This is a genomic window from Ramlibacter tataouinensis (assembly GCF_027941915.1).
Lineage (GTDB): Bacteria > Pseudomonadota > Gammaproteobacteria > Burkholderiales > Burkholderiaceae_C > Ramlibacter > Ramlibacter tataouinensis_C.
Genome location: NZ_CP116009.1, coordinates 207,255 through 225,796 on the forward strand (window position 1 = coordinate 207,255; position 18,542 = coordinate 225,796).

16 protein-coding genes and 2 tRNA genes are annotated in these 18,542 nt (G+C 68.9%); 10 read left to right on the forward strand and 8 right to left on the reverse strand.

Annotated features, from left to right (window positions below; all coding sequences use genetic code 11):
- Positions 1 to 2: 2 nt before the first annotated feature.
- The 4 genes from lysC to PE066_RS00980 form a co-directional block, all read right to left on the reverse strand.
- Positions 3 to 455, reverse strand: a complete 453-nt coding sequence (gene lysC, locus PE066_RS00965) for an Rz1-like lysis system protein LysC (protein ID WP_271234705.1) — start codon at positions 453 to 455, stop codon at positions 3 to 5.
- Positions 456 to 996: 541 nt separating this feature from the next.
- Positions 997 to 1,073: transfer RNA gene (locus PE066_RS00970), tRNA-Arg, on the reverse strand.
- 46 nt (positions 1,074 to 1,119) lie between these two features.
- Positions 1,120 to 1,221 carry a DUF3606 domain-containing protein gene (locus PE066_RS21395; protein WP_369128083.1) on the reverse strand — a complete coding sequence of 34 codons (102 nt, stop codon included), beginning with the start codon at positions 1,219 to 1,221 and terminating at the stop codon, positions 1,120 to 1,122.
- A 245-nt stretch (positions 1,222 to 1,466) separates the two neighbouring features.
- Positions 1,467 to 1,543, reverse strand: a tRNA-Pro gene (locus PE066_RS00980).
- Between the two features lie 45 nt (positions 1,544 to 1,588).
- Between PE066_RS00980 and PE066_RS00985 the strand changes: the two genes are divergently transcribed.
- A complete protein-coding gene (locus PE066_RS00985; protein ID WP_271234706.1) occupies positions 1,589 to 1,978 on the forward strand; it encodes a DUF488 domain-containing protein in 390 nt (129 codons plus the stop codon).
- An 81-nt stretch (positions 1,979 to 2,059) separates the two neighbouring features.
- Here PE066_RS00985 and PE066_RS00990 read toward each other — a convergent pair whose 3' ends face one another.
- From PE066_RS00990 to PE066_RS01005, 4 genes are all read right to left on the reverse strand, one after another.
- Positions 2,060 to 2,662: a hypothetical protein gene (locus tag PE066_RS00990; RefSeq protein ID WP_271234707.1), complete on the reverse strand. Its 603-nt coding sequence runs from the start codon at positions 2,660 to 2,662 to the stop codon at positions 2,060 to 2,062.
- Between the two features lie 250 nt (positions 2,663 to 2,912).
- Complete coding sequence (gene boxB / locus PE066_RS00995) at positions 2,913 to 4,337, reverse strand: benzoyl-CoA 2,3-epoxidase subunit BoxB (RefSeq protein ID WP_271234708.1); 1,425 nt, start codon at positions 4,335 to 4,337, stop codon at positions 2,913 to 2,915.
- A gap of 32 nt (positions 4,338 to 4,369) precedes the next feature.
- On the reverse strand, positions 4,370 to 6,061 hold the full coding sequence (gene boxC / locus PE066_RS01000; RefSeq protein ID WP_271234709.1) for a 2,3-epoxybenzoyl-CoA dihydrolase: 1,692 nt from the start codon (positions 6,059 to 6,061) through the stop codon (positions 4,370 to 4,372).
- Complete coding sequence (locus PE066_RS01005) at positions 6,058 to 7,026, reverse strand: helix-turn-helix transcriptional regulator (RefSeq protein ID WP_271234710.1); 969 nt, start codon at positions 7,024 to 7,026, stop codon at positions 6,058 to 6,060. The genes boxC and PE066_RS01005 overlap by 4 nt, the downstream gene beginning before the upstream one ends.
- Before the next feature lie 110 nt (positions 7,027 to 7,136).
- On the opposite strand from PE066_RS01005, the gene PE066_RS01010 reads away from it, so the two are divergent.
- The 9 genes from PE066_RS01010 to glgX all read left to right on the forward strand — a co-directional run bounded on the left by PE066_RS01010 (position 7,137) and on the right by glgX (position 18,413).
- Positions 7,137 to 7,610, forward strand: coding sequence for a flavodoxin domain-containing protein (locus PE066_RS01010; protein ID WP_271234711.1), 474 nt, complete (start codon positions 7,137 to 7,139; stop codon positions 7,608 to 7,610).
- Positions 7,611 to 7,723: 113 nt separating this feature from the next.
- On the forward strand, positions 7,724 to 9,295 hold the full coding sequence (locus PE066_RS01015; RefSeq protein ID WP_271234712.1) for a benzoate-CoA ligase family protein: 1,572 nt from the start codon (positions 7,724 to 7,726) through the stop codon (positions 9,293 to 9,295).
- A gap of 74 nt (positions 9,296 to 9,369) precedes the next feature.
- Positions 9,370 to 10,563 (forward strand): ABC transporter substrate-binding protein, encoded by a 1,194-nt coding sequence (locus tag PE066_RS01020; protein ID WP_271234713.1) that lies wholly within the window; start codon positions 9,370 to 9,372, stop codon positions 10,561 to 10,563.
- 197 nt (positions 10,564 to 10,760) lie between these two features.
- Positions 10,761 to 11,624 (forward strand): branched-chain amino acid ABC transporter permease, encoded by an 864-nt coding sequence (locus PE066_RS01025; protein WP_271234714.1) that lies wholly within the window; start codon positions 10,761 to 10,763, stop codon positions 11,622 to 11,624.
- Entirely contained in the window at positions 11,621 to 12,646 is a 1,026-nt protein-coding gene (locus PE066_RS01030) for a branched-chain amino acid ABC transporter permease (protein WP_271234715.1), read from the forward strand. The genes PE066_RS01025 and PE066_RS01030 overlap by 4 nt, the downstream gene beginning before the upstream one ends.
- On the forward strand, positions 12,639 to 13,388 hold the full coding sequence (locus PE066_RS01035) for an ABC transporter ATP-binding protein (RefSeq protein ID WP_271234716.1): 750 nt from the start codon (positions 12,639 to 12,641) through the stop codon (positions 13,386 to 13,388). The genes PE066_RS01030 and PE066_RS01035 overlap by 8 nt, the downstream gene beginning before the upstream one ends.
- Positions 13,388 to 14,101, forward strand: a complete 714-nt coding sequence (locus PE066_RS01040; RefSeq protein ID WP_271234717.1) for an ABC transporter ATP-binding protein — start codon at positions 13,388 to 13,390, stop codon at positions 14,099 to 14,101. Before PE066_RS01035 ends, PE066_RS01040 begins: the two co-directional genes overlap by 1 nt.
- 231 nt (positions 14,102 to 14,332) lie before the next feature.
- Complete coding sequence (gene glgB / locus PE066_RS01045; protein ID WP_336298444.1) at positions 14,333 to 16,225, forward strand: 1,4-alpha-glucan branching protein GlgB; 1,893 nt, start codon at positions 14,333 to 14,335, stop codon at positions 16,223 to 16,225.
- Positions 16,226 to 16,256: 31 nt separating this feature from the next.
- A complete protein-coding gene (glgX, locus tag PE066_RS01050; RefSeq protein WP_271234718.1) occupies positions 16,257 to 18,413 on the forward strand; it encodes a glycogen debranching protein GlgX in 2,157 nt (718 codons plus the stop codon).
- The last annotated feature ends 129 nt before the right edge of the window (positions 18,414 to 18,542 follow it).

The following is an 18,542-nucleotide window of genomic DNA, read 5'->3' on the forward strand; positions in this document are numbered from 1 at the left end:
TTCTATGCGGGAAAGGTCAGCGCGGCCACGCCTCCACCAGCGCCGCCCGCTTCAACCGCTAGCACTCGTAGGCCCCGATCCACTTGCACCGCCCACTGCGCCAGGTCTTGAGCCGTGGCGCCATCCGGCAGGTCACTCGGCCGGCTGCACGCCGTCACCAGCGCCACAGGCGGCGGGTCGATCTTCGCGGGCACAGGCGGCTGCACGGTTGAGCACGCCGACAGCAGCAGGCTCAAGGGGCAAGCAGCAAGGTTCTTGGTGACATAGCGCACCTCCGTGATGGTCTCAGTGATGACTCGCTCGCGCGCCTCGGCGGCAACCGTGTAGCGCCTCTCGGCGGCGGGCTGCAGCTCGCGGTTGCGCTCCTGCTGGGCGATGGTGGCGGCGTGGTACTCGGCGTGCACCCTCTGCCGCTCGTCGGCGCGGATGCCATCAGGCTGGAGCGCAACGAGCAAGAGGGTGGGAAGGGATGAGCTGAGCCATGTGCACCGATCCAGACGGAGCAGCGTGCTTCCCGCAGTACGGCATTGCGCCGCACTCGCACGCCTACGATGCTGTCGGTCTCATAGAACCAGGCCGGACGTCCATCCTCCCGCGCGAGGAGTGGCCGACGAACTTCCAAGAAGATCCGCCCGGCTCCGGCCACGGGTTGTATTGGTGCCCGTACTGCGGCGAAGGGAAGCCGCACGCCCTCCAACCAGGGGAACAGGGAGCATGAGCGCAGTCCTGCAGATCCCCGAGTCGCCCGGCCGCCCGGTTCAGGTGGCCGCCAGCCGGTTCGTTACCATTGAGCTTGCCGAAGTCCTGACCGGCTTCACCCAGGGGGCAGGGCCTGGCGCAGCACACTGGCCTTGTTGTTGCGCGCGGCATTACAGCGAGGAAATCGCGCGCTACTTCGGGGCCTGCGCACCTCCGAGAGCCCTGGCGCAGCGCTGGGGTTGTGGTTGGACTGGCGCACCACGAAGGAGCTAAGTGCGCGTCTCCATTGAGAAATTCTGGCCTGCCCGGAGGGACTCGAACCCCCGACCTGCTGCTTAGAAGGCAGCTGCTCTATCCAGTTGAGCTACGGGCAGGCGGACGCCGGATTCTCGCATCCCGGCTGCTGCTGCGCGACGGTGCTCAGCGCGGCTTGCCCCCACCGCCCAGGTATTGGCGCACCTTGTCGGCGCGATTGCCCACCGCTTGCACGGCTTCCTTGAGGCGTTCGGGGGTGGTGTTCAGGCCCTTGGCCCAGTCGCGCTACTCGTAGTCCTGGTGCACGTTGATGCGCTGGCGGTCCTGGCCCTGCGACTGGCTGCGGATGTCGGGCATCACGATCTCCCTGGTAGACCACTGAACCGTACCGCGACGGGCGGGTTACACGTTGCAGGCGCAGCCCATCGGGCCAGGACAGGAAAAACCGCGCGGGGGGAGCTCCAGTGGCCATTCGGCCAAAGGGAGAAGCCTTCGTGAATCGAAGGCCCGGCTGGTCGGAGCGGAGGGATTCGAACCCCCGACCCTCTGGTCCCAAACCAGATGCGCTACCAGGCTGCGCTACGCTCCGAACCCAGGCATTCTAACGACCGCAGTTGCACCGAGGAGACGAGAGATGGCGATCCGCATCGTGAGGCTGGGCACAGCGCGCAAACCCGGCGAGGGGCTGCGCATCGGAACGGTCCGGCGGCCGCCGCGCGGCGTGCCGAAGGAACGCTTCGCCGCCGACGACTGGTACGACGTCTGGTACCCCAACCTGTCGCCCAGCCCGCCGGTGATGCAGATGGCACTGCAGGCGAAGGACGACAAGGAGTGGGCGGCGTTCGTCCGCAAGTTCAAGGCCGAGATGGCGCAGCCCGACGCGAGCCGTTCGCTCGACCTGCTGGCCGCGCTGTCGCACGGCAGCCATTTCTCGATGGGCTGCTACTGCGAGAACGAAAGCCACTGCCACCGCTCGGTGCTGCGCGAGTTGCTGCAGCAGCGCGGCGCCGACATCGCCGCCTGACGGGCGGGCGCACCCCCAAGGAAAAAAACGCCGGCCAGTGCCGGCGTTCGGGAGCGCATTCGCCCCAGTGATCGGCGCGATCTAGTCCAGCTTCCTGGCCTGCCCCGGAGGCAGGCAGCCGTTGTCCTTCTTCGCCAGGCCCGGCGGGCAATCGCCGCGGTTGCCCATGGCCGAGCCGGTGGACGACGACGACGAGCCATTCGGCGTGGCGGTGGACGTGCTGTCGCTGGTGGTGCCGCCGTTCAGGTAGATGTTGTTGGTGTTGCTGTTGGTGGCGCTGGAGCTGGAGCCGGACGTGGCATCGCTGCCGCTGGCCGAACCCGCCGTGCTGCCGGCGGTGCTCCCCGCTGTGTCGCCGCTGCCCACCGGGGCGGGCGTCGCACCGGAATTGGTGGCCGGCGGCGTGCCGCTGGCACCCATGGCGCTGGTGCCGCTCGGCTCGGCGGTGGAGCCGGAGCCGGCTGCCGTGGCGCCCGGCTGGACGATGGCGCCGCCGCTGGCGCCCAGCGTGCCGTCCGTGGTGGCGCCCTGGCCGCTCACCGAGTTCTGGGACGACAGGCTGCCGCTACTGGTCGCGGAAGCTCCGGACTGGGTGTCCAGGGTCGAGCCGCTGCTGGCGGTCTGCGCATACGCGGCGCCGGCAACAAGGGTGGAAGCGAGCAGGTAGCTCAGAAGTTTGCTCATGCGTGGATCTCCGTGAAGTGGAACCCGCGGCGCGACGGTTGCGCCAGGGCATGACGGCAGGATGCCTGCACGGCCGCGCTGGCGCGGTCGGACGCATGAACACATCCGGGTGCGAGGGTTCCGACAGCGGTAGGAGACGGACAACGGCGATTGGCGGCATCGCGCCACACGAGAACTCGCCCCAGTGACCGGCTGGCAACAAAAAAAGCGCCGGCAAGCGGCGCTTCTTGTTGCGGCCGAACGACCCGGCTCAGAGCTTCACGTACTCGTACTCGATCGGCTGCGCATTGATGCCACGGTCGGGCGGGGCGATCCAGGCGGCCATCTTGCCGGGCTCGGTGACGCGCTGCATCAGGCTCTTGACGAAGCGCAGGTCCTCCTCGGTCGGCAGCCATTCGGCCTTCTTCGCCTCGAACTCGGCGGCGCTGATCGGGTTGCCCTGCGGGTCGGTGTGCATGCCCGCCCAGGCGCCCACGTTGCGGCGAAAGCGCGTCGAGGGCAGCTTGAACTCGAACGGCACGCCGGCCTTCTTGACCAGCATGTTCCAGCGCGTCACACCGATGTTGCAGTCCTTGGCGTACTCGATGCGGGTGATCTCGTTGATGCCGTTGCGCACCGAGATCGTCTCGTCCCGCACGCCGCCCTTGCCGTCCGGCACCTGGATGGTCATGCCGGTGTCGGATTCGACGTGGTCGGCGAACTTGGCCTCGTCGGGCCGGCCCTTGATGCCGTTGCTGAAGTAGTTGGCGGCGTTGGACGAAGCCTCCGAGCCGAACAGGTCCAGCGAGCTGGTGAACCAGAAGTTCATGAACTTCTGGATGGTGGGCAGGTCGATGGCGCCGGCCTCGCGGATCCTCTTCCAGTCGTCGGTGTCCAGCTCCTTCATCACCTCCAGCGTGCGCTTGATGGTGCGGCCGACGCCGGTCTCGCCCACGAACATGTGGTGCGCCTCCTCGGTCAGCATGAACTGGCAGGTGCGCGACAGCGGGTCGAACGCGCTCTCGGCCAGCGACTTGAGCTGGAACTTGCCGTCGCGGTCGGTGAAGTAGGTGAACATGAAGAAGGACAGCCAGTTGTCCATGGGCTCGTTGAAGGTGCCCAGGATGCGCGGCTTGTCCGGGTCGCCCGAATGGCGCTCCAGCAGCTCCTCGGCCTCCTCGCGGCCGTCGCGGCCGAAGTAGGCGTGCAGCAGGTAGACCATGGCCCACAGGTGGCGGCCCTCCTCCACGTTGACCTGGAACAGGTTGCGCAGGTCGTAGAGGGACGGTGCCGTGTGGCCCAGCAGGCGCTGCTGCTCGACCGACGCCGGCTCGGTGTCGCCCTGGGTCACGATCAGGCGGCGGAAGGTGGAGCGGAATTCGCCGGGCACGTCCTGCCAGGCGTCCTGCCCCATGAAGTCGCCGAAGCCGATCTTGCGGCCTTCCTGCTTGTCGGCCAGGAAGATGCCCCAGCGGTAGTCGGGCATGGGCGTGTAGCCGTACTGGGCCCAGCCCTGGGCATCGACGCCGACGGCGGTGCGCAGGTAGACGTCGCTGGCCTTGAAGTCGCTCGGGCCCATCTCGTCCCACCAGCGCAGGAAGGCCGGCTGCCAGTGCTCGAGGGCGCGCTGCAGCTGGCGGTTGTCGCCCAGGGCGACGTTGTTGGGAATCAGGGCTTGCAGGTCAATGGTGCTCATGATGGTCCTCGTCTCCGGTCAGGCCGGCTCAATCAAATCCGCTTCCAGTCGAACTTCGCCTTCTTGCCCGTGCCGAACAGCTTCAGCGCGCCGTCCTCGCCGACGGCGTTGGGACGGATGAAGATCCAGTTCTGCCAGGCCGACAGTCGGCCGAAGATGCGCGTCTCCATGGTTTCCCTGCCGCCGAAGCGCAGCGAGGCTTCCATGCCGGTCAGGGCGTCGGGCGACAGCGAGGCGCGCTCTTCCAGCATCAGCCGGATCTCGTCGTCCCAGTCGATGTCGTCCGGCGTCAGCGTCACCAGGCCCAGGCCGAGCGCCTGGTCGGCGCGCAGCGCGCTGCCCTGCAGGGCGTGCAGTTGCTCGATGGTGCCGGCGTCCTCGCTGAAGCGGGTCTGCAGGCGGGTCAGGCCGTTCACCTCCGGGTACCAGCCGAAGTTCGCCGCCGACAGGTGCAGCGCCGGCGCGACGTCCGGCGCGTCCGGCAGGTCCAGCATGTAGATGCGGTCGCAGGCCAGCGCCAGCTCGTAGAAGGTGCCGGCGAAGCACGAGCCCTGGTCGACCAGCGCGATCAGCGAGCGGCTGGTGACGTCCAGGCGGGCCAGCGTGCGGCGCAGCAGGCCCAGCGTCTCGCGCACCAGCCAGTGGTCCTTGCGTTGCTGCAGCACCGCGTCGGCCTGCAGCACGCGCTGGGCATCGCCGCGGGTCTTGATCACCCAGGTGCCGACCTCCAGCTCGTTGGTGCGCAGCTGCAGGATGGCGTCGTCGAGCTCGCGGGCGAACTTCAGCGGCCACCACTGCGCGCCGGCGGCCACGATGGCCTCGGGCGTGGATTCCACCGCCGCGGCCGGCGCGTTCACCGTGAGGGTGGCGATGCGCTGGGCGCGGTCGATCTGCACGTCCACCGTCTCGTAGCGGTAGCCCTGCTCGTCGATGCGGACGGCCAGCGGCACCAGCTCGATGCCCTGCTCCGGGCCCTGGCGGCCGGACTGCTTGCGCAGCGCCTCGACCTCCGCCGCCACCAGCTGCGGGAACTGCTGCGGCTTGGCGTACTCGTCGATCAGCTTCCAGTCCTTGGCGCGGTCGGCGCGCACGCCTTCGCTGGTGGTGCAGAAGATGTCGGCCAGGTCGCGCCGCACCTTGCGCTTGTCGGTCACGCGGGTCAGGCCGCCGGTGCCCGGCAGCACGCCCAGCAGCGGCACCTCGGGCAGGCTGACGGTGGACGAGCGGTCATCGACCATCACGATGCGGTCGCAGGCCAGCGCCAGCTCGTAGCCGCCGCCGGCGCAGGCACCGGTGACCGCCGCCACCGACTTCAGGCCGTCGTGCTGCGAGGAGTCCTCCAGCCCGTTGCGGGTCTCGTTGGTGAACTTGCAGAAGTTCACCTTCCAGGCATGGGTGGACAGCCCCAGCATGTAGATGTTGGCGCCCGAGCACCAGATCTTCTCCTTGCCGGACTCGAACACCACCACCTTGACGCCGGGGTGCTCGAAGCGGATGCGGTTGATCGCATCGTGCAGCTCGATGTCGACCCCGAGGTCGTAGCTGTTGAGCTTGAGCTTGTAGCCCGGCTTGATGCCGCCGTCCTCGTTGATGTCGAGCTTCAGGCGCGCGACGTCGCCCTCGACGGACAGGCTCCAGTGCTGGTAGCGGGCGGGATGGGTGGCGAAGCTGACCAGCTCGCGGTCGCCCTGCTTGAACAGCAGGGGTTCGGTCATGGCGTTCATGATGACGCGGTCTCCTTGGGAATGCGGGGGGTGGTGGAGGCCTTGGCGGGCCGCCGCGCTTTGTTGCCGGTGGGGAGGGCCGTCGCAGCGGGTGCCGGCACGGCCCGCTCGAGGTCCTTGAACGATTGCTGCACGCTGCGCGCGGCGGTATCGACCACCGCGTCGGCACGGGCGTACAGCGATTCGCGGCTGGCCAGGATGCGGCGCAGGTCGTCCAGCGCCTCGCTGGTGGCGCCGCGGGTGGTGTCGAACGGGCGCATGTCGCCTTGCGCCACCACCCGGCTCATGTGCTCCTCGGGGCTGGCCTTGAGCCAGACGCAGTAGAAGCGGCTTTGCAGCAGGTCGAAGGTCTCGCGCTCGCTGACGATGCTGCCGCCCGTGGTCATGATCACGCCGTCGGGGTGCTCCTCGGCGATGCGGAACAGCGCGCGCCGCTCGTAGCGGCGGAAGCCCGCCTGGCCGTGCAGCAGCAAAATCTCGTTCATGCCGATGCCGGCCTCGCGCTCGATCTCGCGGTCGAGTTCGACGAAAGGCACGCCGCGGTCGGCGGCCAGCTGGGCGCCCAGGGTCGACTTGCCGGCGCCGCGCAGGCCGATCAGCGCGATGCGACGCTCCCGGCCCTGCTCCTCGCCCAGGCCGAAGGCGCCGGCCAGCAGCGAATGGGCCTGGTCGAGCCGGGCGTCGTCCAGCCGCTCCAGCAGGTCGTGCAGCCTGCTGAGCGCCGGTCGCGGCGCGTCCTGGAACAGCTCCAGCACGGTGATGTGCAGCGCGCGCGCCGCGGCCTGCAGCGAATGGATGGAGACGTTGCCCTTGCCGGTTTCCACGTCGGCCAGGAAGCGCTCGGACAAGCCCGAATCATGGGCCAGCTGCTTGCGGGTCATGCCCCGGCGCGCCCGCCAGGCGCGCACGCGGTTGCCCAGTTCGGCCATGGTGGCCTGGGTATCTTCGGCAGTGAGAACGGGCATGTGGCTGGGCAATTCCGATCCAGCTGTTGATCTGGATCAAGATTGCACTATACTTCCGTCCATCGACATGTCAAGCAGTTTGCTGCATGTCAAACCAAGGAAGTGGCCTTATGAAGCTGAAAATCCTCGTCGGCACCATGACCAGCACGGCCGACTATGTCGCCCAGGCGATCCAGATGGACTGCGCCGACCTGGTGGATGAGATCGAGGTCGTCATGATGGATGGGCTGGATGCCAGCGCCTTCGACGAAGATGCGCTTTATCTCATCTGCACCTCGACCTACGGTTCCGGCGACGTGCCGGACAACGCCCGCGCCCTCTACGAGTCGCTGGACAGCGCGCCCAAGTACCTGGGCCACGTGCGCTACGGCGTGATCGCCCTGGGCGATCGCACCTACCAGCAGACCTTCTGCTTCGGCGGCAAGAAGTTCGACGAGCGCCTGCAGGGCCTGGGTGCCCAGCGCATCGGCGAAGTCTTTCTCCATGACGCCAGCGCGGGAACCATGCCCGAAGAGGAAGGCACCGCCTGGTGCCGCCAGTGGCTGACCCAGGCGCTGGCACCCGAGGAAAAGGCCGCGGCTTGAACTGACAACTTGCGCGACGCGGGCGCTTGTGCCCATATTGCCGGCGGGCCACGTGGCCCGTCCCGCCGCCCGCAGGTGAACAGGCGGCAAACGAAGAACGAGGAGACCGGCCCATGCACATGAGCCACGCCGACCACGGCAGCCGTCCGCCCCAGGTGGACATCCCGCGCGACTACAACGCCGCGCACGACCTGCTGGCGCGCAACGCATCGCGTCCCGACAAGCCGGCGTTCATCGATGCGAGCACCGGCGCCACCCTCACCTATGGCGAGCTCACCGAGCAGGCGCACCGCTTCGCGAACGCGCTGCGCGAACGCGGTTTCCAGCCCGAGGCGCGCGTGCTGGTGGCGATGCTGGACACGCCGGAATGGCCGGTGGTCTTCCTCGGCTGCATGCTGGCCGGCGTGGTGCCGATCGCGGCCAACACCCTGCTGACCGCGCCTGACTTCGAGTTCATGCTGCGCGACTCGCGCGCGCAGGCCCTGTTCGTCTCCAAGCCGCTGGCGGCGACCTTCGATCCCATCATCGGCAAGGCGCCGGCGCTTCGGACCGTGATCCTGGCCGGCGCCGACGGCCCCGACACGGTGGCCGGCCTGGTGGCGGCGGGCTCGCCCGAGCCGAAGGTCGAGGCGACCTGCGCCGACGCAGCCTGCTTCTGGCTGTATTCGAGCGGCTCGACCGGCACGCCCAAGGGCACGGTGCACCTGCACAGCCACCTGATCCAGACCGCCGAGCTCTATGGCCGCGGCGTGCTCGGCATCCGCGAGGACGACGTCGTCTATTCGGCCGCCAAGCTGTTCTTCGCCTACGGGCTGGGCAACGCCCTCACCTTCCCGATGGCCGTGGGCGCCACCACCGTGCTGCTGCCCTCGCGGCCGACCCCGGGCGACGTGTACGGCGTGCTGAAGAAATTCCAGCCGACGATCTTCTACGGCGTGCCCACGCTGTATGCGGCGCTGCTGGCCGACCCGGCGCGGCCGAAACGGTCGGAGCTGAACCTGCGCGTGTGCACCAGCGCCGGCGAGGCGCTGCCGGCCGAGATCGGCAAGCGCTGGAACGCCGAGTACGGCTGCGAGATCCTGGACGGCATCGGCTCCACCGAAATGCTGCACATCTTCCTGTCGAACCGGCCCGGCGAGGTGCGCTACGGCACCACCGGCAAGCCGGTGCCCGGCTACGAGCTGCGCATCGTCGGCGACGAAGGCCAGGAGTGCGGCGTCGGCGAGATCGGCGAGCTGCAGATCAGCGGGCCCAGCGCCGCGCTGATGTACTGGAACAACCGCGGCAAGACCAAGGCGACGTTCTGCGGCGAGTGGACGCGCAGCGGCGACAAGTACACGCGCGACGCCGACGGCTACTACACCTACGGCGGGCGCAGCGACGACATGCTCAAGGTCGGCGGCATCTACGTGTCGCCGTTCGAGGTCGAGGCATCGCTCATGACGCACCCCGCCGTGCTGGAGGCGGCGGTGATCGGCCTGGCCGACAGCGACCAGCTGGTCAAGCCCAAGGCCTACGTGGTGCTCAAGGCCGGCGTACAGGCCGATGCCGTCGAACTGCAGCAGCATGTGAAGGCGCAGCTCGCGCCTTACAAGTACCCGCGATGGGTCGAGTTCGTGAGCGAACTGCCCAAGACCGCGACCGGCAAGATCCAGCGATTCAAGCTGCGGCAACTCGCCGGCTAGGGTAAATCTTGGTGCATCCGCAGGCACCCTGCGGTACAAATTGCTTTAGGCCTCAACTATATGGAGAACCACGAATGACCACACGCCGCCTCGTCCTCACCCGCAGTGCCGCCGTCGTCGGCGCCGCGTCCGTCGGCCTGCTGCTGCCGCAGATCGTTCGCGCCCAGTCGAACCGCGTTCGCGTCGGCTTCATGCTGCCGTACACCGGCACCTTCGCGCAGCTCGGGGTGAACATCGAGAACGGCGTGCGCATGGCGATCAACGAGAAGGGCGGCAAGCTCGGCGGCCGCGAGATCGAGTGGTTCAAGGTCGATGACGAGTCGGAGCCGTCCAAGGGCGTGGAGAACGCGCAGCGCCTGGTGCAGCGCGACAAGGTCGACGTGCTGATCGGCACCGTGCACTCGGGCGTTCAGATGGGCATCCAGCGCGTGGCACGCGAGTCCGGCGTGCTCAGCCTGATCCCCAATGCCGGCGTCCACGCCGCCACCCGCGGGCTGTGCGCGCCCAACGTGTTCCGCACCTCGTTCACCAACAGCCAGCCGACGCTGGCGCTGGGCAAGCCGATGGTCGACAAGGGCCTGAAGAAGGCGGTGTGGATCACCTGGAAGTACGCGGCCGGCGACGAGGCCTTCGAGGGCTTCAAGGAAAGCTACACCAAGGCCGGCGGCACCATCGTCAAGGAACTGGGCCTGCCCTTCCCGAACGTGGAGTTCCAGGCCCTGCTGACCGAGATCGCCTCGCTCAACCCCGATGCCGTGGCCTGCTTCTTCGCCGGCGGCGGCGCGGCCAAGTTCATCCGCGACTACGCGGCCGCGGGCCTGAAGGGCAAGATCCCGCTGTGGGGCTCGGGCTTCCTGACCGAGGGCGTGCTCGACGCCGCCGGTGCGGCCGCCGACGGCATCATGACCACGATGCACTACAGCGACTCGCTCGACACCCCGCGCAACAACAAGTTCCGCGGCGACTTCGCGCGCACCTTCAAGCTGCAGCCGGACGTGTACGCGGTGCAGGGCTACGACACCGGCCTGCTGCTGGCCCAGGGCATGGAAGCCGTCAAGGGCGACATCGGCAACAAGCAGGCGCTGTACAAGGCGCTGGAGACCCAGACCATCGACAGCCCGCGCGGCAAGTGGACCATGAGCAAGGCCCACAACCCGGTCCAGGACATCTACCTGCGCCGCGTCGAGAACAAGGAGAACAAGGTGATCGGCGTCGCCGCCAAGGCGCTGGCCGACTCCGGCGCCGGCTGCAAGATGGCCAGCGCCTGACGCTGCGCGCCGCGCGGGCATGCGCCCGCGCCCGCCGGGGCCGCAGGGGGCTCGAGGCCAGGCCAACGGCCTCCCAGCCCTTTTTCTCGGCCCCTGCATGAACTGATCCATTCCCAACGACAATCCGCGCGTGGCCCGGCGCCCGTGTCCCGGATGCGGTTGGCCCTCGCCCCATCGCTTCTAGCCCGTTCTCCCAATTGGACTTCTCCACCTTCCTGCTCCAGCTGCTCAACAGCGTCCAGTACGGGCTGCTGCTGTTCATGCTGGCCGCCGGCCTGACCCTGATCTTCGGGATCATGGGCGTGGTCAACCTGGCCCACGGCAGCTTCTACATGCTGGGCGCCTACCTCGCCTGGTGGCTGACCCGCAGCTTCGGCAGCCTGACGCTGGCCATCGCGCTCGGCTCGGTGCTGGCGGTGGCCTTCGGTTTGCTGCTGGAGCGCCTGCTGTTCCGGCACTTCTACCACCGCGACCACCTCGACCAGGTGCTGCTGACCTTCGGCCTGATCTACGTGTTCGAGGAAGCGCGCTCGATCTTCTGGGGCGACGACGTGCACGGCGTGTCGATTCCGGAAGCGCTGGGCGCCTCCATCCCGCTGACCGACAACCTGTCGTACCCGGTGTACCGCCTGTTCATGTCGGGCCTGTGCATCGTGCTGGCGATCGGGCTGTACCTGCTGATCTCCAAGACGCGCCTGGGCATGAAGATCCGCGCCGGCGCCTTCAACCACGACATGACCGAGGCGCTGGGCATCAACATCAAGCGCATCCACGCCATCGTGTTCGCGCTCGGCGTCGGGCTGGCCACCATCGCCGGCATGATCGCCGCGCCGATCTCCAGCGTGTACCCGAACATGGGCTCGCAGGTGCTGATCATGTGCTTCGTGGTGGTGGTGATCGGCGGCATCGGCTCGGTGCGCGGCGCCCTGATCGCCGCCCTGCTGGTGGGCGCCGTCGACACCTTCGGCAAGGTGCTGCTGCCGCAGGTGGCGGGCATGCTGGTCTACATCCTGATGGCAGCGGTGCTGCTGTGGAAGCCCGAAGGGCTGTTCAAGCAATGAGCGCAGCCAAGTCCCACCTCGAAGTCCTCCCGCGCAGCCTGCAGGTGCTGCTGGTGCTGGGCTTCATCGCGCTGGCGGCCTTCCCGTTCGTCGGCACCGACTTCTACGCCAGCATGGTCGCCCGGATGATGATCCTGGCCATCTTCGCCATGAGCCTGGACCTGCTGCAGGGCGTCACCGGGCTGGTGTCGCTGGGCCATGCCGCCTTCTTCGGCATCGGCGGCTACATGCTGTCGATGGTGTCGTCCGACAGCGGCGCGGTCAGCCTGTGGTGGACCCTGCCCGTGGCCTTGCTCGCCTCGGCGCTGTTCGCCCTGGTGATCGGCTTCTTCGTGGTGCGCACGCGCGGCATCTACTTCATCATGGTGACGATGGCGTTCGCCCAGATGCTGTTCTACCTGGTGTTCGACAACAAGGACCTGCGGGTCTTCGGCGCCTCGCTGCGCCTGGGCGGCTCGGACGGCATGTACATCAACTTCAAGCCGGATGCGGGCCTGTTCGACCTGGAGGACAAGAAGGTCTTCTACTTCTTCACCCTCGCCTGCCTGGTCCTGGTCTACGCCTTCCTGCGCCGGCTGCTGTGGAGCCCGTTCGGGCGCGTGCTGGCCGGCATCCGCGTCAACGAGCACCGCATGCGCGCGCTCGGTTACGGCACCTTCGGCTACAAGCTGGCCGCCTTCACGCTGGCCGGCGCTGTGGCCGGGCTGGCGGGCTACCTGTGGGGCGCGCAGACCGGCTTCGTCAACCCGGAGCTGATGGGTTTCCACATGAGCGCGCACGCCATCATGATGGTGATCCTGGGCGGCATGGGCAACTTCGCCGGCGCCATCGTCGGTGCGTTCGCGTTCGAGTACCTGCTGCACCTGTTCAAGGACCTGCCCGACATCGGCGCTTTCCGCGCCGGCAAGCACTGGCAACTGTGGATGGGCCTGTTCATCGTGCTCGTGGTTGCGTTCGCGCCGCGCGGCCTGCTCGGCGTGGCCGAGCGGCTGCTGCACCGCAAGGGGGGCGGCGATGCCTGAAGTCCTGCTCTCGGCCCAGGGCCTGACCAAGCGCTTCGGCGGCCTGGCCGCGGTGAACGACGTGTCCATCGACCTGTGGCGCGGCGCCATCCACGCGGTGATCGGCCCCAACGGCGCCGGCAAGTCGACGCTGACCAACCTGCTGTCGGGCGATCTGCCGCCCACCAGCGGCCGCATCCGGCTGGGCTCGGACGAGGTCACCGGCCGCAGCCCCGAGCGCATCTCGCGCGCAGGCCTGGGCCGCAGCTACCAGAAGACCAACATCTTCCTGCCCTTCACCGTGTGGGAAAACGTGCGCCTGGCCGCGCAGTCGCGCGCCCAGCACCCTTTGCGCTGGCTGCGCCGCGCCACCTCGTTCAAGGCCACCAACGAACGGGCCGAACGCGCCATCGAGTTGGCCGGCCTGGCGCAACGCCGCGATGTGGTGGCCGGCACCATCAGCCACGGCGAGCAGCGCCAACTGGAAATCGCCATGACGCTGGCCACGGCGCCGCAGGTGCTGCTGCTGGACGAACCGCTGGCCGGCATGGGCACGGCCGAAGCCGAAAGCATGGTGGAGCTGCTGCAGCGCCTCAAGGCCGCGCACGCGATCATGCTGGTGGAGCACGACATGGATGCGGTGTTTGCCCTGGCCGAGCGGCTGACGGTGATGGTCAACGGCCAGGTGATCGCCAGCGGCACGCCCGAGCAGATCCGCTCCGATGCCGGCGTGCAGGCGGCCTACCTGGGAGAGGAGCACTGATGTCCGAGCTCCTGATCGACGCCCGCGGCCTGCACACCTACTACGGCCAGAGCCACATCCTGCGCGGCGTGGACTTCCAGGTCGCGCGCGGCGAGACCATCGGCCTGATGGGCCGCAACGGCATGGGCAAGAGCACCCTGCTCAAGACGCTGATGGGCCTGGTCAAGCCGCGCGACGGCAAGGTCCAGGTGATGGGCCGCGACATGACCGGCTGCGCGCCATACGAGATCGCGCAGCTGGGCGTCGCCTACGTGCCCGAGGGCCGCGGCATCTTCGGCAACCTGAGCGTGGTCGAGAACCTGAAGATGGCGGCCCGCGCCGGCACCCGCGGCCAGCGCGACTGGACCTACGAGCGGGTGCTCGAGACCTTCCCGCGGCTGGCCGAGCGGCTGTCGCACGGCGGCCAGCAGCTGTCGGGCGGCGAGCAGCAGATGCTGACCATCGGCCGTGCGCTGATGACCAACCCCGACGTGCTCATCCTCGACGAGGCCACCGAAGGGCTGGCGCCGCTGATCGCGCGCGAGATCTGGCGCATCTGCGGGCTGATCCGCGAATCCGGCATCTCGACGGTGATCGTCGACAAGAACTGGAAGCACGTCACGCGGCTGACCAACCGCAACCTCATCCTGGTCAAGGGCACGGTCGTGTTCACCGGCAGCTCGGATGAGCTGCGCGCCCAGCCCGAGCTGCTGGCCCAGCACCTGGGCGTGTAAGCCCCTGACTTGCCGCGACGCGGCATTCTTCCATCGGCGATGTGAATCGGGCGCCCATGCGGGCGTCCGCTGGAATCGACGTGCCCCTGTAGGCACGGGCCTACGGCATTTCGCCGGGGCTTCCTTCATGCTCTCCACAGCGTGCGCAGCAGAATTCTTTGCACACGCAAGTTACGGAACATGACGGCCAGCCACCTCCCCTCCGGCGCAGTCGCTTCCCAGGTTCCGGGCGTGCAACGGGCCGCCGACCGTCCCAGCCACCACCACCGCCAGTTCGAGGTCATGGGGGCCCATCCGGACGGGCCGGGCACGCGCTTCACGGTCTGGGCGCCGAATGCGCGCCGCGTCTGCGTGGCCGGCAGCTTCAATGGCTGGCACGGCGAGCCGCTGCAGCGGCTGGAAGATGGCAGCGGCCTCTGGCACGGCCGGGTCGAGGGCGCCCACGCCGGCGACTTCTACAAGTACCGCATCGAGGGCGCCCACGGCGAGTGGATGGACAAGGCCGACCCGTATGCCTTCCGCAGCGAGCATCCGCCCGGCACCGCCTCGCAGATCTGGGGGCTGGCGCACGACTGGGGCGACCGCGAGTGGATGGCGCAGCGCGGCGAGCGACAGTCGCACCGCGCGCCCATCTCCATCTACGAGGTGCACCTCGGATCCTGGCAGCGCGAGGAGGACGGGCGCGTCCTGAACTACCGCGACCTCGCCGTGCGGCTGGCCTCGCACTGCCGCACCTTGGGCTTCACCCACGTGGAGCTGATGCCGGTGGCCGAGCACCCGTTCTACGGCTCCTGGGGCTACCAGACCACCGGCTACTACGCGCCGACCGCGCGCTATGGCACGCCGCAGGACCTGATGGTGCTGGTGGACACGCTGCACCGGCAGGGCATCGGCGTGATCCTGGACTGGGTCGGCTCGCATTTCCCCTCGGACCGGCACGCGCTGGCCCGCTTCGACGGCACCGAGCTGTACGAGCACGCCGACCCGCGCCTGGGCTACCACCCGCAGTGGAACAGCCTGATCTTCAACTACGGGCGCTACGAGGTACGCGACTTCCTGATCAGCAACGCCCTGTTCTGGCTGGAGAAGTACCACTTCGACGGGCTGCGCGTCGATGCGGTGGCGTCGATGCTGTACCTGGATTTCGCGCGCGAACCGGGCCAGTGGATCCCCAACCCCGAAGGCGGCAACCAGAACCTGGAGGCGGTGCGCTTCCTGCAGGACCTCAACAGCGCCGTCTACGCCGCCTTCCCCGACGTGCACATGATCGCCGAAGAGTCCACCGCATGGGCCGGCGTCTCGCGCCCGGTGCACGACGGCGGCCTGGGCTTCGGCATGAAGTGGAACATGGGCTGGATGAACGACACGCTGCGCTACCTGCAGCGGCCGCACTTCTTCCGGCGCTGGCACGGCGACGACATCCGCTTCTCCTCGGTCTACGCCTTCAACGAGAACTTCGTGCTGCCGCTGTCGCACGACGAGGTGGTGTACGGCAAGGGCAGCCTGCTCGGCCGCCAGCCCGGCGACGAGTGGCAGCGCTTCGCCGGCCTGCGCGTGCTGTACGGCCTGATGTGGACGCACCCCGGCAAGAAGCTGCTGTTCATGGGCGGCGAGTTCGGCCAGCTGCAGGAGTGGCACCACGAGCGCACGCTCGACTGGCACCTCTGGGCGCGGCCGTTGCACGCCGGCGTGGCGCGCTGGGTGGCCGACCTCAACGACGCCTACCGCAACCTGCCGGCCCTGCACGTGAACGACTTCCACGGCGAGGGCTTCGCCTGGCTGCCGGTCGAGACGCCGGAGCCGCAGACGGTGCTGGCCTTCGTGCGCCGCGGCGAAGCGGGCGACCCGCCCGTGGTCGCCCTGTGCAACCTGACCCCCGAGCCGCGCCACGGGCTGCGACTGGGACTGCCCCATGCCGGCCCCTGGCGCGAACTGCTCAACAGCGACGCGCCGTGCTACGGCGGCAGCGGCATGGGCAATCTCGGCCGCGTGGACGCGGCCGAGCAGCCGCTGGCGGACCGGCCCGCCAGCGCCAGCCTGACCCTGCCCCCCCTGGCCACCCTGGTGCTGGTCGGCGACGTGGAGCGCCTCGATGCACCGTCTCCTGGCGCAGACCCACCATGAGCGCCCACTGCAACGTGCTGGCGGCGTTCGCATGAGGGTGGGCGCTCTTCCCGCCCCATCGCCCCCGACCGAAGCACAACTGCCGGATCGCTGCGAGCCCGGCCGCCCCTTTCCGCTGGGCGCCACGCTCGAGCCCCAGGGCGTCAACTTCGCCGTCCATTCCAGCGTGGCCGACAAGGTGGAGGTCTGCCTGTTCGACCGCACCGGCACGCGCGAGGTGCGGCGCCTCGCCCTGCCCTGCCGCAGCGGCGACATCTGGCATGGCCTGGTGCGGGGCCTGCCGCCCGGCACCCGCTACGGGCTGCGCGTGCACGGACCCTACCAGCCGCACGAGGGGCTGCGCTGCAACCCGCACAAGCTGCTGCTCGATCCTTGCGCCAAGGCGCTCGACCGCCCGCTGCGCGGCGGCGCCTGGCAGTACGGCTACACGCTGGGCGGACCGGCCCGCGACCTGGCCATGGATGCGGCGGACAACGCGTCCGCCGCCGCCAAGTGCGTGGTGCTGGACACCGCGTTCGATTGGGGCGGCGACCGCCGGCCGCAGACGGCCCTGGCCGATACGGTGTTCTACGAGGTCCACGTGCGCGGCTTCACCCGCTTGCTGGACGCCGTGCCGCCGGCCTTGCGAGGCACCTTCGGCGGCCTGGCCAGCGAACCGGCGCTGGCCCACTTCAAGCGCCTGGGCGTCACCGCCATCGAGCTGCTGCCGGTGCACGCCTTCAACGACGAGCGCCGGCTGATCGACCTGGGCCTGGCCAACTACTGGGGCTACAACACCGTGGCCTTCTTCGCGCCCGAACCGCGCTACTGCGCCGGCGGCGACCCGAACGACTTCAAGCGCATGGTCAAGGCGCTGCATGCCGCCGGGCTGGAGGTGATCCTGGACGTGGTCTACAACCACAGCTGCGAAGGCAACCACCTCGGCCCCACGCTGTGCCTCAAGGGCATCGACAACCCGTCCTACTACCGGCTGGCCGAGGACCGGCGCTACTACGACGACGTCACCGGCACCGGCAACACGCTGGACACGAGCCATCCGGCGACGCTGCGGCTGGTGATGGACAGCCTGCGCCACTGGGTGCAGGAGATGCACGTCGACGGCTTCCGCTTCGACCTGGCGCCGGCGATCGCGCGCAACGGCGGGTACGACTTCGACCATCGCTCGCCCTTCCTGGCGGCGGTGGCGCAGGATCCGGTGCTGCAGCAGGTCAAGCTGATCGCCGAGCCCTGGGACATCGGCGACAACGGCTACCAGGTCGGCGGCTTCCCGGCCGGCTGGTCGGAGTGGAACGGGCGCTACCGCGACGCGGTGCGCGATTTCTGGCGCGGCACCGACGGCGCGGTGCAGGAGTTCGCGGCCCGGCTGGCCGGCTCTGCCGACATCTACGCGCCGTCGCGCCGCTTTCCTACGGCCAGCATCAACCTGGTGACCGTGCACGACGGCTTCACCCTGGCCGACCTGGTCGCCTACAACGACAAGCACAACGAGGCCAACGCCGAGGACAACCGCGACGGCGAGAGCCACAACCGCAGCTGGAACTGCGGCGTGGAAGGCGCGACCGACGACGAGGAGGTGCTGGCGCTGCGCGAGCGGCAGCAGCGCAACTTCCTGGCCACGCTGCTCTGCTCGCGCGGCGTGCCGCTGCTGCTGGGCGGCGACGAAATGGGCCGCAGCCAGGGCGGCAACAACAACGCCTACTGCCAGGACAACGCGGTGAGCTGGGTCGACTGGAGCCCGGCGCGGCGCCAGGACCCCTTGCTCGATTTCACCCGGTCGCTGATCGCGCTGCGGCGCTCGCTGCCGGTGCTGCGCGAAGACCGCTTCCCCAGCGGCGAGCCCGATGACGTGGACCGGCGCGAGCTTGCCTGGTACAGCGTCTGGGGGCTGCCCATGACGGAGGAGGAATGGACCAACCCGGCGGTGCGCTGCATCGCCGCGCTGTTCGACGGCCGCTTCGCGCCCATCGACGGCCGGGCCAGCCCCAGCGTGCTGCTGCTGTTCAACGCCTCGCCCGAGCCCGTGGTCTTCACGCTGCCGGAAGTGAGCGGCCTGTCGGAGTGGCGCGTGCGCGTGGACACCGGCCAGGGTCATTTCGAGCCTGCCGAGGCTGAGCGCGTGCAGCCGCAGGCCCGCATCGAGCTGCAGTCCCACGCGATGGCCGTGCTGGTGGAGGAACTGGCGGCATGAGGTGGGCGCACGCCATGCGCTTCGGCGCCACCGTGCAGGCCGGCCCCGCGCCGGGCGGCGCGGCGGGCGGGTGCGTAGAGGAAGTGTCCGGTGCCCAGTCCGCTTGCGGCGTTCACGGCTTGCGCGGGT